The 14949-nt window shown below is 66.0% G+C and carries 9 protein-coding genes; 6 read left to right on the forward strand and 3 right to left on the reverse strand.

Translation table 11 applies throughout. The features are described 5' to 3' along the window. Positions 1–447: 447 nt before the first annotated feature. From LJ655_RS09625 to LJ655_RS09650, 6 genes are all read left to right on the forward strand, one after another. Positions 448–2694 (forward strand): primosomal protein N', encoded by a 2247-nt coding sequence (locus LJ655_RS09625; protein WP_230561005.1) that lies wholly within the window; start codon positions 448–450, stop codon positions 2692–2694. A gap of 170 nt (positions 2695–2864) precedes the next feature. Then, the gene (locus tag LJ655_RS09630; protein ID WP_230561006.1) at positions 2865–4295 is read left to right on the forward strand and encodes a YeiH family protein; all 1431 of its coding nucleotides are present in this window, start codon (positions 2865–2867) and stop codon (positions 4293–4295) included. 5 nt (positions 4296–4300) lie between these two features. Then, positions 4301–4582, forward strand: coding sequence for a hypothetical protein (locus tag LJ655_RS09635; protein ID WP_230561007.1), 282 nt, complete (start codon positions 4301–4303; stop codon positions 4580–4582). A gap of 222 nt (positions 4583–4804) precedes the next feature. Then, positions 4805–5074 carry a hypothetical protein gene (locus LJ655_RS09640; RefSeq protein ID WP_230561109.1) on the forward strand — a complete coding sequence of 90 codons (270 nt, stop codon included), beginning with the start codon at positions 4805–4807 and terminating at the stop codon, positions 5072–5074. A gap of 118 nt (positions 5075–5192) precedes the next feature. Next, on the forward strand, positions 5193–9122 hold the full coding sequence (gene putA, locus LJ655_RS09645) for a trifunctional transcriptional regulator/proline dehydrogenase/L-glutamate gamma-semialdehyde dehydrogenase (RefSeq protein WP_230561008.1): 3930 nt from the start codon (positions 5193–5195) through the stop codon (positions 9120–9122). 87 nt (positions 9123–9209) lie between these two features. Further along, positions 9210–10358, forward strand: a complete 1149-nt coding sequence (locus LJ655_RS09650) for a branched-chain amino acid ABC transporter substrate-binding protein (protein ID WP_230561009.1) — start codon at positions 9210–9212, stop codon at positions 10356–10358. Between the two features lie 77 nt (positions 10359–10435). On the opposite strand, the gene LJ655_RS09655 is transcribed toward LJ655_RS09650, so the two are convergent. The 3 genes from LJ655_RS09655 to LJ655_RS09665 all read right to left on the reverse strand — a co-directional run bounded on the left by LJ655_RS09655 (position 10436) and on the right by LJ655_RS09665 (position 14853). Continuing rightward, positions 10436–12157: a thiamine pyrophosphate-binding protein gene (locus tag LJ655_RS09655; RefSeq protein ID WP_230561010.1), complete on the reverse strand. Its 1722-nt coding sequence runs from the start codon at positions 12155–12157 to the stop codon at positions 10436–10438. Between the two features lie 150 nt (positions 12158–12307). Beyond that, a complete protein-coding gene (locus LJ655_RS09660; RefSeq protein ID WP_230561011.1) occupies positions 12308–13696 on the reverse strand; it encodes an L-serine ammonia-lyase in 1389 nt (462 codons plus the stop codon). A 29-nt stretch (positions 13697–13725) separates the two neighbouring features. Continuing rightward, positions 13726–14853 carry an alginate lyase family protein gene (locus LJ655_RS09665; RefSeq protein WP_230561012.1) on the reverse strand — a complete coding sequence of 376 codons (1128 nt, stop codon included), beginning with the start codon at positions 14851–14853 and terminating at the stop codon, positions 13726–13728. Positions 14854–14949 lie beyond the last annotated feature (96 nt).

Consider the following 14949-nt stretch of genomic DNA (forward strand, 5'->3'; position numbering starts at 1 on the left):
TTCTTGGTGCGCCGCAGCGAATTGGGCTCTTTGCCTAAGGAGGCAGATCTCGCGAAGAGGCCGCCGGACGGCGGTCTCGTGATTGTCAAGACTTGACTTATGCACATTCTCCACGCTGCGGCGCGGTAGAGGGTTCAATCGTGCCCCGAGCCTTGCACATACTCGGCGCATTTGACTCAAGCCTTGTCTGGTAAGGGTTTCCGGGGAGAGAGACGAAATGTGCGAAAGCCCACACAAGGCCGCCGCGCCGCCGTTTGCGGCCCGTCGGAGCGAAGTTCTCAACAAAGTTATCCACAGGACCGCGAGCCGAGTGCAATTGTTCAGCCGAATCCAAAACTTAGCGGCGAATTTGACGTTTTACTTTAACTTTGAAGGCACCGGATCCCGCACGGCAGAGTTTGCCATTCCGCTTCGCTTCGCGGGCGATCCACCTTTGCGACAAGCCGCGTGAGTGAAGTGTTCGTCCGCGTCGCGCTGGACCATCCGTTGCCGACTCTGTTCGACTACCGCTGCGACTCATCCGAGCCGCCTGCGGTGGGCACGCTCGTCAGTGTGCCGTTCGGTAAGCGGCACGTGGTGGGGCTCATCTGCGAAGTGGTTGCTCACAGCGACGTGCCGGCCGAGCGGCTGCGGAATGTGGAGAAGGTCTGCACGACGTGCCCGCCGGTGTCGGAGCACTGGCTCGCCCTTGCCGCCTTCGCCGCGGACTACTATCAACGCGGCCTCGGCGAAGTGGCGTTGCCCGCGCTGCCGCAGTCGCTGCGCGACGCGTCGCGCTGGGCGCGGCTGTTCGCCCCGCAGGAGCACTACCGCCTGACGCCCGAGGGCCGCACGGCATTGCCTGACGCATTGCCAGCCCGCGCGACGGCGCTTCGAAAGCTCGCGCAGGCGCTTGCCGACGCCGACTGCCTCGCCGGCGCCGACGCCCGCGCACTGCATCCGAAGGCGCTGGCGACGCTCGACGCCTGGCAGACGCAAGGCTGGGTGATGCTCGAAGTGATCGACGCCGCCGCAGTGACTGCCGCCGCAGTACTGCCTGACGCGCCCGCGCCGGCCCTCCCGACATTGACCGGTGAGCAGGCCGACGCCGTCGAGGCGATCCGCGACGCCGATGGCTTCGCTCCGTTCCTGCTGCATGGCGTGACGGGCAGCGGCAAGACCGAGGTGTATCTGCGCGCGCTCGCCGGGATTCTGGCCGCCAGGCCCGATGCACAGGCGCTCGTGCTGGTACCTGAAATCAATCTGACGCCGCAGTTCGAGGCGGCGTTCCGCGCCCGCTTCGCCGCGCTCGACGCCAGCGCGATCGTCACGCTGCATAGCGGTCTCGCCGAAGGCGAGCGTGCCCGCAACTGGTTTGCCGCACACACCGGCCGCGCGCGCATCGTCCTCGGCACCCGGCTCGCGGTGCTGGCGTCGCTACCGAAGCTGGCGATCATCGTCGTCGACGAGGAGCACGATCCGGCCTACAAGCAGCAGGAGGGCTTGCGCTATTCGGCGCGCGATCTCGCGATCTACCGGGCGAAGCAGCTTGGCGTGCCGGTCGTGCTCGGCTCGGCGACACCGTCGCTCGAAAGCTGGTGGCAGGCCGATCAGGGGCGCTACAAGCGGCTCACGCTGTCGCGCCGGGCCGTCGCCGACGCCGCATTGCCGAGCGTGCGCCTCATCGATCTCGAAGACGAGCGCCGGCGCGGGCGGGCGTCGATCGAAGGCCTGTCGGGTCCGCTGATCGCCGCGTTGAAGACGCGGCTCGAACGCGGCGAACAGAGTCTCGTGTTCCTGAACCGCCGCGGCTATGCACCGCAACTCGCATGCGATGCGTGCGGCTGGGTGGCCGGCTGCCCGCGCTGCAGCGCCTACGTTGTGCTGCACAAGCCCGAGCGCGCGCTGCGCTGCCACCACTGCGGCTGGGAGTCTCGTATCCCGCGTTCGTGCCCGGAGTGCGGCAACGTGGATATCGCGCCGCTCGGACGCGGCACGCAGCGCGTCGAGGAAACGCTCGCGGGCGCGGTGCCGGGCGCCCGGGTGCTGCGCATCGATGCCGACAGCACACGCCGCAAAGGCAGCGCGCAGGCGCTGTTCTCGGACGTGCACGCGGGCGAAGTCGATATTCTGGTCGGCACGCAGATGATCGCGAAGGGACACGACTTCCGGCGCGTATCACTGGTTGGCGTGCTGAATGCCGATACCGCGCTTTTTTCGCACGATTTCCGCGCGAGCGAGCGTCTGTTCGCGCAACTGATGCAGGTGAGCGGCCGCGCGGGCCGCGCCGGTCTGCCGGGCGAAGTGCTGGTGCAAACGCGCTATCCGCGGCACGCGCTGTATCACGCGCTGGGCCGCCACGATTACGTCGGCTTCGCCAATGCCACGCTCGCCGAGCGACGTGACGCGCACCTGCCGCCGTTCGTCTACCAGGCGCTGCTGCGCGCCGAAGGCCGCACGCTTGAAGCGGCGCTCGCGTTTTTGCAGCAGGCCGCGGCTGAACTCGCGCAAATCCCGGCCGCCGGGCGCGTGACCGTCTACGACGCGGTGCCGCTGACGATCGTCAAGGTGATGCACGTGCATCGCGCGCAGTTGCTGGTCGAAAGCGCCTCGCGCGCTGCGCTGCAGGCCACGCTGCGCGCGTGGCAGCCGCTGTTGCGCGCGCTCAAGGGCGTGTTGCGCTGGAGTCTCGAAGTCGATCCGCTCGACATCTGACGCCGCCGGCCAGATTACGCCCGCCATACTTCTTTGCGTCATATCCTTAGAGCGAATGATCGTTTCGTTTTGGGATGGCGCTCGCCTATAGTCGCGAAATCGGCGCATTTTGAGGCAAAACGACAATAATTTTCGCGCCGATGCCACTCAACTTACTCGGGGCATCAGCAATGAGCGACACCCATCACACTCCGGCGCCGGGCGCCGGGCCGGGTCAACGGCAAGGTACGCAAGACGCGCAAGCCGCGCGGGGCAGCGGTTTTTCGCTGACTGAAGACTGGCTCGCCGCAGGCGTCGGCCTGCTGGTGATCGTGATTGCATGGGCGTTGTTTGCGTCCGGCAGCAGCATCAGGTGGCTTGCCGTTGCGCCGGCCAAGTGGTCGAGCGTCGCGCAAGCCGCGCAGGACATCGGCAAGCATCTACCCAACTACATCGCGCTGTTCGCGACATTCGCCGTGTTGTTCGGCGCGAGCGTCGCCCTGCTGAAGCAGCGCGTCGGCGCGTTTCTGGCGGCGTTCGCCGTCGTGTTCGTCGCTTCCGCGCTGATCCTGACGCTCGGCGCGTGGGTCGACGCGTCGAAGTACAACCTCGAGCCGCCGCTCGTCGCGCTCGCGCTCGGGCTGATCGTATCGAACGCGTTCACGTTGCCGGAGTGGCTCGCGGCGGGGCTGCGCGTCGAGTTTTACATCAAGGTCGGCATCGTTCTGCTCGGTGCGACGCTGCCGTTCACGCTGCTCGTGTGGGCCGGGCCCGTTGCGGTCGCGCAGGCGAGCATCGTCTCGCTGGTGACCTTCTTCGTGATTTTCTTCGTTGCGCGTGCGCTCGGGCTCGATCGGCGCTTTTCCGCGGTGCTCGGCGTCGGCGGTGCGGTGTGCGGCGTGTCGGCGGCGATCGCGATTGCCGGCGCGGTGCGGGCGAAGCGCGAGCAGGCGTCGGTGGCGATCACGCTGGTCGTGCTGTGGGCGATCGTGATGATCTTCGTGCTGCCGTTCGCGTCGCGCTCACTCGGTCTGCCGACGGCCATCGCCGGGGCGTGGATCGGCACGTCGGAGTTCGCCGACGCCGCCGGCATTGCGGCCGCCCAGGCCTACGGCGATTTCGCGCGGCATGCGGCCGGCGCGATCGCCGGCGCCCCCGAAGCGTCGTTGCAGTCGTTCACACTGATGAAAGTGGTGGGGCGTGACATCTGGATCGGCATCTGGGCGTTCGTGCTCGCGATCGTCGCGACGACGCGCTGGGAAGCGCAGGACAGCGGGGTCAGCGCGCGCGCGAACGTCGGCGAGATCTGGGCGCGTTTCCCGAAGTTCGTCATCGGTTTCGTGATTGCGTCGGCGCTGGTCACCTGGATCGCGAGCCATTATTCGCTCGCCGATTACCGCAAGGTCGTCGCGCCGGAATTCGTCGCGCCGATCACCGTGCTGCGCACGTGGGCGTTCACCTTCTGCTTCCTGAGCATCGGTCTGACGACGCGCTTCCGCTCGCTTGCTGCGACCGGTCTGAAGCCGTTCCTTGCGTTCACGGCGGGGGTCGTGGTCAATATCGCGATCGGCTATGCGCTGTCCGCGCACGTGTTCGCGTCGTACTGGAACAGCCTCGGATAACGCCCGTGAAAATTCTGACGGCTCATGCCGCCGCCGGCGCCGCGGCTTATGCGGGTGCCGCAGAGCGCGGCAGCGCATCCCTTACGCCATGCTGCTCCGGATGCGTGCATCGCGAGGCAGGGCGCGATGCGCTGGAGCAGCACATTGCAGGGCTCGTCACGTTCAGCTCGGGGTTCGGCGCGAGCGTTGCCGATAGCCGGTTGTGTCGTCTGCACGACCAGCTCGTATCGCCCGGCGACGTCTGTACGCAGTTCGAGTCGATAGCGCCGCCGCTCGGGCTGTGCTGACCCAACGGCCACCTTCAGGCGCATTCCCGGCGCGCCGGCGTTCCCGCGCCAAGCCGGCCGCACCTCCACTCGAGCACGCATCCGGATTCACGAGCCGGATGCGTGCTTTTCCGATCTCAGTCGCTCAGCGCGCTTCGCGCGTTGCCCGCCGATCCGCGCGAGGCGGCGCTCGCACGCTGACGCTCCTCTTCCCGCCGATTCGAGCCGCCCGTCGCGCCTCGAATGAAGAACACCGCGCACGCCGCACACATCACCCAGATTCCCACTATTACCAGCCACTTTTCCATCTCACCCACCCTCGCGAACCCCGTTTATCTTTTCTGCGTACCCGGAAAATCGATGTCCCCGGCCGCCCGTCGTCGTATTTCTGGTTATCGGCGCGCGAAGTCGTTTGATAAGGCTTATTTCAAAAAGAATCACGCCAGGGAAACTACCGAGCGCAATCGCGCCGGTCCGGCCGTCGAACAACGCCCCGAAACCCACGCCCAATAAGGCTCCGGGCGGGGTGCAACCGGCGCGCTGGCTTGGTTGCACCTTTTTATTGGGAGGCGTACGATTCGGCCAACTTTTGGTCTTTCCCCAGGCTCGCGCCCGGTCTCAAGAAGGAAACATGGCTAGCACCACCCTTGGCGTCAAGGTCGACGACCTCCTGCGTTCCCGGCTCAAAGATGCCGCCACCCGCCTCGAGCGAACTCCGCACTGGCTGATCAAGCAGGCCATCTTCGCGTACCTCGAAAAGATCGAGCACGGCCAGTTGCCGGCCGAACTCTCGGGCGCGACCGGCACGGCCGATCTCGGCGACGGCGCGGCGGTCGCGAACGAGGAAGACGGCGCTTCGCATCCGTTTCTCGATTTCGCGCAGAACGTGCAACCGCAGTCGGTGCTGCGCGCGGCGATTACCGCCGCGTATCGCCGCCCGGAGCCCGAGTGCGTGCCGTTCCTGCTCGGCCAGGCGCGTCTGCCCGCCAACCTCGCGGGCGACGTCGAGGCGATGGCCGGCAAGCTCGTCGAAACGCTGCGCTCGAAAAGCAAGGGCGGCGGTGTCGAAGGACTGATCCACGAATTTTCGCTGTCGAGCCAGGAAGGCGTCGCGCTGATGTGCCTCGCCGAGGCGCTTCTGCGCATTCCCGATCGCGCGACGCGCGACGCGCTGATCCGCGACAAGATCAGCAAGGGCGACTGGAAATCGCACGTCGGCCAGGCGCCGTCGCTGTTCGTCAACGCGGCGACCTGGGGGCTGATGATCACCGGCAAGCTGGTGACGACCAATAGCGAGAGCAGTTTGTCGTCAGCGCTCACGCGCCTGATCGGCAAGGGCGGCGAGCCGCTGATCCGCAAGGGCGTCGACATGGCGATGCGCCTGATGGGCGAGCAGTTCGTGACGGGCGAAAACATTTCCGAGGCGCTCGCGAATAGCCGCAAGTACGAGGCGCGCGGTTTCCGCTATTCGTACGACATGCTCGGCGAAGCGGCGACCACCGAGGCCGACGCGCAGCGCTACTACGCGTCGTACGAGCAGGCGATCCACGCGATCGGCAAGGCCGCGGGCGGCCGTGGCATCTACGAGGGCCCGGGGATCTCGATCAAGTTGTCGGCGCTGCATCCGCGCTATTCGCGGGCGCAGCAGGAACGCACGATGAGCGAGCTGCTGCCGCGCGTACGCACGCTCGCGATCCTCGCGCGCCGCTACGACATCGGCCTCAATATCGACGCCGAAGAGGCCGACCGCCTCGAACTGTCGCTCGATCTGCTCGAAGCGTTGTGCTTCGATCCGGAGCTGCAAGGCTGGAACGGCATCGGTTTTGTGGTGCAGGCGTATCAGAAGCGCTGCCCGTTCGTCATCGACTACCTGATCGATCTGGCTCGCCGCAGTCGTCACCGCGTCATGGTGCGCCTCGTGAAGGGCGCGTACTGGGATACGGAAATCAAGCGCGCGCAGGTCGATGGCCTCGAAGGCTATCCCGTGTACACGCGCAAGATCTACACGGACGTCTCGTACCTCGCCTGTGCGAAAAAGCTGCTCGGCGCACCCGATGCCGTCTATCCGCAGTTCGCGACGCACAACGCCCATACGCTGTCGGCGATCTATCACCTCGCCGGCAACAACTACTACCCCGGCCAGTACGAGTTCCAGTGCCTGCACGGCATGGGCGAGCCGCTGTACGAGGAAGTCACCGGCCGCGACAAGCTGAATCGGCCATGCCGCGTGTACGCGCCGGTCGGCACGCATGAGACGCTGCTCGCGTACCTCGTGCGCCGGCTGCTCGAAAACGGCGCTAACACGTCGTTCGTGAATCGCATCGCCGACGAATCCGTCGCGATCAAGGACCTGGTCGCCGATCCGGTCGAGGAAGCGTCGAAGATCGTGCCGCTCGGCGCGCCGCACCCCCGTATTCCGCTGCCGCGCAATCTGTACGGCGCGCAACGGCTCAATTCGATGGGCCTCGATCTGTCGAACGAACATCGGCTCGCGTCGCTGTCGTCGGCGCTGCTCGCGAGCGCGCATCATCCGTGGCGCGCCGCGCCGATGCTCGAAGGCAACGAGATCGACATTGGCGCCGCGCGCGATGTCCGCAACCCGGCCGACCAGCGCGATCTCGTCGGCACGGTCGTCGATGCGACCGCCGAGCATGTGAGCGCCGCGCTCGGTTACGCGGTGGCCGCCGCGCCGATCTGGCAGGCGACGCCGGTCGAGGCGCGCGCCGATTGCCTCGCGCGTGCCGCCGATCTGCTCGAAGCGCAAATGCACACCTTGATGGGTCTAGTGGTGCGTGAAGCGGGCAAGTCGCTCGCGAACGCGGTCGCGGAGATCCGCGAGGCGATCGACTTCCTGCGCTACTACTCGACGCAGATCCGCAACGAGTTTTCGAACGACACACATCGGCCGCTCGGCCCGGTGGTCTGCATCAGCCCGTGGAATTTCCCGCTGGCGATTTTCATGGGTCAAGTGGCCGCCGCGCTCGCGGCCGGCAACACGGTGCTCGCGAAGCCGGCCGAGCAGACGCCGCTGATCGCAGCCCAAGCGGTGCGGATTCTGCGCGAAGCAGGCGTGCCGGCGGGCGCGGTGCAACTGCTGCCGGGCAATGGCGAGACGGTCGGCGCCGCGCTGGTCGCTGACCCGCGCACGCGTGCGGTGATGTTCACCGGCTCGACCGACGTTGCGCGTCTGATCAACAAAACGCTGTCCGGCCGGCTCGATCCGGATGGCAAACCGATTCCGCTGATCGCTGAAACCGGGGGCCAGAACGCGATGATCGTCGACTCGTCGGCGCTCGCCGAGCAGGTCGTCGCCGATGTGCTGCAGTCATCATTCGACTCCGCCGGTCAACGGTGTTCCGCGTTGCGCGTTCTTTGTCTGCAGGAGGACATCGCGGACCGCACGCTTGAAATGCTGAGGGGCGCGATGCGCGAGCTGGCGCTCGGCAACCCGGATCGCCTGTCAACCGATGTCGGCCCGGTGATCGACCTCGACGCCAAGCGCGGCATCGACGCGCATATCGCGGCGATGCGCGAAAAGGGCCGCAAGGTCGAGCAATTGCCGCTGCCGGATGGCGCGACGCAGGGCACCTTCGTGCCCCCGACACTGATCGAGCTCGAAAGCATCGACGAACTGAAGCGTGAAGTGTTCGGTCCGGTGCTCCATGTGGTGCGCTATCGCCGCAGCCAACTCGACAAGCTGCTCGAACAGATCCGCGCGACGGGTTACGGTTTGACGCTCGGCATCCATACACGCATCGACGAAACGATCGCGCACGTGATCAGCCGCGCGCACGTGGGCAACATTTACGTGAACCGCAATGTGATCGGCGCGGTGGTCGGTGTGCAGCCGTTCGGCGGTGAGGGGCTGTCGGGTACCGGGCCGAAGGCCGGTGGCCCGCTGTATCTGCAGCGTCTGCTCTCGATACGGCCGGCTGGTTTGCCGAAGTCGCTCGCCCAGGCACTGGTGGTCGAAGCACCGCAGGCGGCGGAAAAGGGTGACAATCCGGCGGCCGCGCTGACCGCGCTGCGTGACTGGCTGATCGCCGAGCGCGACCCGCAACTTGCCGCGCGTTGCGACGGCTACCTCGCGCATGTGCCGGCGGGCGCGACCGCGGTCCTGTCGGGGCCGACCGGCGAGCGCAACACGTACACGCTGGGACCGCGCGGCACCGTGCTGTGCATCGCGTCGACCGCGAGCGGCGCGCGCGTGCAATTCGCGGCGGCGCTGGCGACGGGAAATCGGGCGTTGTTCGAAGGCGCGGCGGGCGAACAATTGCTCTCGCAACTGCCAGCGTCCCTGAAGGCGCACGCGAGCGTGAGAAAGAGTGCCGATGCGCCGTTCGACGCCGTGCTGTTCGAAGGCGATAGCGACGAGCTGCTCGCGCTCGTGAAGGAGGTCGCGAAGCGCGCGGGGCCGCTCGTGTCGGTGCAGGGCGTCGCGGCCCGTGCGCTCGCGAGCGGCGACGAGGACTATGCACTCGAGCGTTTGCTGACCGAGCGCTCGGTCAGCGTGAATACCGCGGCGGCAGGCGGCAATGCGAATTTGATGACGATCGGTTGAGCGAACCTCGGCGATCCACTCAATAGAAAGGAAGCGGCACGGCGACCCCGACACCGCTTCATCCACACCTGGTATCAAGGAGAAGCTATGCAACACAAGATGAAACAGCTGGCAGGCGCGGCTCTGGTCGCCGCAATGTCGCTGGCGGGGACAGCCAACGCTCAATCGACCGAAGACGTGAAGATCGGTTTCGCCGGTCCGATGACGGGCGCACAGGCACACTACGGCAAGGACTTCCAGAACGGCATCGTGCTCGCGGTCGAAGAATTCAACGCGACGAAGCCGGTGATCGGCGGCAAGCCGGTTCGCATCGTGCTCGACTCGGCCGACGACCAGGCCGACCCGCGCACCGGCACGACGGTTGCACAAAAACTCGTGGATGACGGCATCAAGGGCATGCTCGGCCACTTCAACTCGGGCACGACGATTCCGGCCTCGCGCATCTACGCGAACGCGGGCATTCCGCAGATCGCGATGGCGACCGCACCGGAATACACGCAGCAGGGCTTCAAGACCACCTTCCGCATGATGACGTCCGACACCCAGCAAGGCTCGGTCGCCGGCACGTTCGCGGTGAAGAACCTCGGCATGAAGAAGATCGCGATCGTCGACGATCGCACCGCTTACGGCCAGGGTCTTGCCGATCAGTTCGAGAAGGCAGCGAAGGCGGCGGGCGCGACGATCGTCGATCGTGAATACACGAACGACAAGGCCGTCGACTTCAAGTCGATCCTGACCAAGCTGAAGTCGTCGAACCCGGATCTGATCTACTACGGCGGCGCGGATTCGCAAGCGGCACCGATGGTCAAGCAGATGAAGCAGCTCGGCGTGAAGGCGCCGCTGATGGGCGGCGAAATGGTCCACACGCCGACCTTCATCAAGCTCGCCGGCGACGCGGCGAACGGCACGGTGGCCTCGCTCGCTGGTTTGCCGCTCGAAGAAATGCCGGGCGGCAAGGCATACGTCGAGAAGTACAAGGCGCGCTTCAACGAAGACGTGCAGACGTACTCGCCGTACGCATTCGATGGCGCGATGGCAATGTTCACCGCGATGAAGACCGCGAACTCGACCGATCCGGCCAAGTACCTGCCGGTGCTCGCGAAGACGTCGAAGCCGGCGGTCACGACGAGCGATCTCGCGTACGACGCTCGCGGCGATCTGAAGAACGGCGGTATCACGCTGTACAAGGTCGTCGATGGCAAGTGGACGACGCTGCAAAGCGTGGGCGGCAAGTAAGTTTTGTTGCAGAAGCGTCTGGTGATGAAAAACCCCGCGTTGGCGGGGTTTTTTACTGCGCTGCCAATGTAGCTTCACTACTCCCCACGCATCTTCCTCCCCTGCTCCCGAATCTGCTCGAGTGTGAGCGCGGGCGTGCTCGCTTCCTGCGGCATGCGAATCTCGATCACCGCCGGCAACTGCGATTCCATCGCGCGTTGCAACGCCGGCAGGAAATCCCCCGTGCGCTCAACGGTCTCGCCATGTGCGCCGAACGATCGGGCGAACGCCGCAAAGTCCGGATTCGTCAGGCCGGTGCCATGCACGCGATGCGGATAGTGCCGCTCCTGATGCATGCGGATCGTGCCGAAGTGGCTGTTGTTGACGACAATGAACAGCACCCGCAGGTCGTACTGCATCGCTGTCGCCAGTTCCTGAGCGGCCATCATGAAGCAGCCGTCGCCGGCGAGCGCGACCACTGCGCGTTGCGGATAGAGCGACTTCGCGGCGAGCGCGGCCGGTACTCCGTAGCCCATCGCGCCGCTCGTCGGCGCGAGTTGCGAGCGAAAGTATCGGTACGAGAAATGGCGATGCAGCCATGTCGCGTAGTTGCCGGCGCCGTTCGTGACGATCGCGTCGTCGGGCAGATGTGCGCGCAACTGCTGGATCACTTCGCCCATCTGCACGTCGCCGGGGATCGGGCGCGGCTCGCGCCATTCCAGATACGCGCGATGCGCTTCCTCGGCGGCGCCGACCCAGGCGAGCTTGCCGGACGACGACGGCTGCAGTTCCGCCAGCATCGCCGCAAGCTCAGGCATGCCGGAGACGATCGGCAGATCGGCCGCATACACACGCCCGAGTTCCTCCGCGCCCTGATGCACGTGGACAAGCGTCTGCTTCGTCTTCGGAATGTCGAGCAGCGTGTAGCCGTTGGTCGTCGCCTCGCCGAGGCGCGGACCGAGCGTAAGCAGCAGGTCGGCGTCGCGAATGCGCCGTGCGAGTTCGGGATTGATACCTAGACCGACGTCGCCCGCGTAGTTCGGATGGTCGTTATCGAAGGTATCCTGGAAGCGGAACGCAAGGCCGATCGGCAACCGCCAGGTTTCGACGAAGCGCCGCAGGTCCGCGCATGCAGATGGTGTCCAGCCGCTGCCGCCGGCGATCAGCATCGGCCGTTGCGCGCCTTCGAGCAACTCGCGCAGCTTCGCGATCTGCGCGGCCGACGGCGACGCCGCGACGCGCTGATACGCGGGTGCGCCAGGCACCGCGTCGCAGGCATCGCTCAATACGTCTTCCGGCAGCGCCAGAACGACCGGCCCCGGCCGACCAGAGGTGGCCGTATGAAACGCATGGCTCAGGTATTCGGGGATGCGCCTCGGGTCATCGATTTGCGCAACCCACTTCGCCATCTGGCCGAACATGCGCCGATAGTCGATCTCCTGAAACGCCTCGCGATCGAGATGCTCGCGCGCGCATTGGCCGATCAGCAGGATCATCGGCGTCGAGTCCTGAAACGCGGTGTGCACGCCGATCGACGCATGCGTCGCGCCCGGCCCGCGCGTGACGAGCGCGATCCCCGGGCGGCCGGTCAGCTTGCCGACCGCTTCGGCCATGTTCGCGGCCGCGGCTTCATGACGGCAGACGATCGTCTGGAGGCGCCCGGTTTCGTCGCGCAGCGAATCGAGCACGGCGAGAAAGCTTTCGCCGGGAACGCAGAACACGCGTTCGACGCCGTGCGTCAGCAATGCATCGACGACGAGGCGCGCGCCGGTGGTGCGTGCGGTGTGGGACGCGGAAACGGGAGCATTCGGCAGCGACATTGCGAGGAAGCCTCCTGATAGTGCTTGAGTGCGATGGAATGGAGCCGCATCGACGGACCGTACAACGGCGGCCGATCGACGCTTCGACAGCTTACGCCGGGGACGTGGGCGCTGTCATGGCGCAGTCAGTCGACGGCCGCGCTCAGCAACTCAACACTCGACGATATTCACCGCGAGCCCGCCGCGCGACGTTTCCTTGTACTTGGTCTTCATGTCCGCGCCGGTTTCGCGCATCGTCTTGATCACCGAATCGAGCGACACGTAGTGACTGCCGTCGCCGCGCAACGCCATGCGCGCAGCATTGACCGCCTTCACCGACGCCATCGCATTGCGCTCGATGCACGGAATCTGCACCATGCCGCCGACCGGATCGCAGGTGAGCCCGAGGTTGTGCTCCATACCGATTTCCGCGGCGTTCTCGACCTGCTTCGGTGTGCCGCCCATCACGGCGGCGAGCGCGCCTGCGGCCATCGAGCACGCGACGCCCACTTCACCCTGGCAGCCCACTTCGGCGCCCGAAATCGATGCGTTCAGCTTGTACAGAATGCCGATCGCGGCGGCCGTCATCAGGAAGTCGACCACGCCCTGCTCGTTCGCGCCCGGCATGAAGCGCGTGTAGTAATGCAGCACCGCCGGAATGATGCCGGCCGCGCCATTGGTCGGCGCGGTGACGACGCGCCCGCCCGCGGCGTTCTCTTCGTTGACGGCGATCGCATAGAGATTGATCCAGTCGACCATCGACAGCGGATCCTGCAGCGCGCGCTCGGGGTTGCCCGTCAACGCGCGATACAACTGCGGCGCGCGGCGCTTCACCTGGAACGGCCCGGGCAGGTGTCCATCGGCGTCGGGATTGTTGATGCCGCACCCGCGCGCGACGCACGATTGCATCACGTCCCAGATCTTCAGCAGACCCGCGCGGGCTTCTTCTTCGGTATGCCAGACGCGTTCGTTTTCCCACATCAGCTGCGCGATGCTCTTGCCGGTCGACGCGCACAACGCGAGCAATTCGCTGGCCGTACGAAACGAATGCGGAAGCTGATCGACCGCGCTCAACACCTTCGTGTTCGGCGCGCCGGCCGTCACGACGAAGCCGCCGCCGACCGACAGATAGGTCGACTCGCGCAGCGTCGCGCCTTGCGCATCGAACGCGAAGAGCTTGAGTCCGTTCGGATGCTCGGGCAGCGCCTGGCGATAAAACGCGATGTGCTCTTTCTGCACGAACGGCACCTCATGCGTGCCGAGCAGCCCGAGCTTGCGCGACACGCGCACCGCTTCGAGCCGCTGCGCGATCGTATCGGGGTTGACGGTGTCGGGCGCCTCGCCCATCAGGCCTAGCATCACGCCGCGATCGGTGCCGTGCCCCTTGCCGGTCGCGCCAAGCGAGCCGTACAGCTCCGCTTTCACCGCTGCGGTGGCATCGAGCAGCCCGTCGCGCTGGAGTCCCTGGCCGAACATCAGCGCCGCGCGCATCGGTCCGACCGTATGCGAGCTCGATGGACCAATGCTGATCTTGAAGAGATCGAAGACGCTGACTGCCATGTACTGCCTCCTGCCGATAGAGAAATAGGTTATCGCGCCGGCAGCGGCAAACACACGGCGAGCCACGCGGGCGGCGTCGGTGCGAGCTGCAGCGCGACTGGCGTAAAGCGTCCGTCGAGACGCGCCGCCAGGTGAAACAGTTCCGTCGCGTTTTTCGGGTCCCACTGACCCGAATAGCCGGGCAAGCCGGCCTCGCGGCGTTTTGCATCGAACGCGACGTTCGAATGCACGAATTCCTCATGCGTCTGGCCGCCGGTAGCAAACGGCACGAGCCAGTTCAGCGCGGCGAGCAGCGTCGCGCCGTTCGCCCCCTTCTCCTGCAGCCAGTTGCGGTTGTGGCGGCGCGCGGCGAGCGCGGCCATCACGAGCGGTTGCAGATCGTAGGTCACGTAGTGCAGCGCATCGCGCTCGCCAAAATCGATCGTCGAGCCGTCCGGTGCGATGTTGTCGCCTATATGCTCGACGAACAGCCGCTGAGCGGCATTGATCATCTTGCGATTGTCGAGCGTGAACGCGGCCATCGCGATCAGCTTGATGCGGTGGCTTTGCCAATTGTTGCGGAACGTGCCCGTCAGCGGCCGCGGCTGCGCGTCGATCTGCGCGATGTAGCCGCTCGCGAGCTTCGTCAGGAACGCCATCGTCGCGTTGCGCGTTTTGACGGGCAGCGCGCTCGCGGTCATGTCGTAGGCGAGAATCAGCCCTTCGAAGCGCGTTTCGTCGATCGGATTGAAGCTCGGCTGATACGTCGTGACCCACGCATACAGCAGACGGTCGACGAGCTTCAGGAAGCGGTCGTCGCTGGTCGCGCGCCACGCAAGCGCGGCGTCGCGCAGCAGGTCGAGATCCTTCTCCGCTTCGACGCTTTGATCGTAAATTCCTTCGTGCGGCAGCGTGCCTTCGGTGTGCAGCTTCGCGAGCGCATGCGCTTGCTGGTTCAGATGCGCCTGCACATTGGCGACGAGTGCCTTGACGCCGGGCTCGGCATTGGTGCGCTCGCTCGTTTGCAGCGCGGGCGCCGCGCAGAAATTCATCGCGGCCTGCGCCTCACGCAGCGGCAGCAGCGCGGCCGCGCCGGCCAGCAGCGCCGCGTAAGCGGGCCGCCACGCACGCACAGCCGCCTCGCCCCGGCTTTGCATCAATCGCACCTTTCGCGCCATGCGAAACTCCTCGTTAGGCTGATCAGGTGTGTGATGTTAGCCGGTTGCGACATTCAACGACAGAAGCGCACGTGAACCGCCCGCGCACGCTGATTG

Origin of the sequence: Paraburkholderia translucens, from assembly GCF_020881035.1 — a bacterium.
In the GTDB taxonomy this organism is placed as follows: Bacteria; Pseudomonadota; Gammaproteobacteria; order Burkholderiales; family Burkholderiaceae; genus Paraburkholderia; species Paraburkholderia translucens.

Excerpts from the sequence above, each read along its gene's own strand:
- LJ655_RS09630 (WP_230561006.1), top strand. The coding sequence starts at position 2,865 with ATGAGCGACACCCATCACACTCCGGCGCCGGGCGCCGGGCCGGGTCAA.
- LJ655_RS09640 (WP_230561109.1), top strand. The coding sequence starts at position 4,805 with ATGAAGAACACCGCGCACGCCGCACACATCACCCAGATTCCCACTATT.
- putA (WP_230561008.1), top strand. The coding sequence starts at position 5,193 with ATGGCTAGCACCACCCTTGGCGTCAAGGTCGACGACCTCCTGCGTTCC.
- LJ655_RS09650 (WP_230561009.1), top strand. The coding sequence starts at position 9,210 with ATGCAACACAAGATGAAACAGCTGGCAGGCGCGGCTCTGGTCGCCGCA.
- LJ655_RS09655 (WP_230561010.1), bottom strand. The coding sequence starts at position 12,157 with ATGTCGCTGCCGAATGCTCCCGTTTCCGCGTCCCACACCGCACGCACC.
- LJ655_RS09660 (WP_230561011.1), bottom strand. The coding sequence starts at position 13,696 with ATGGCAGTCAGCGTCTTCGATCTCTTCAAGATCAGCATTGGTCCATCG.
- LJ655_RS09665 (WP_230561012.1), bottom strand. The coding sequence starts at position 14,853 with ATGGCGCGAAAGGTGCGATTGATGCAAAGCCGGGGCGAGGCGGCTGTG.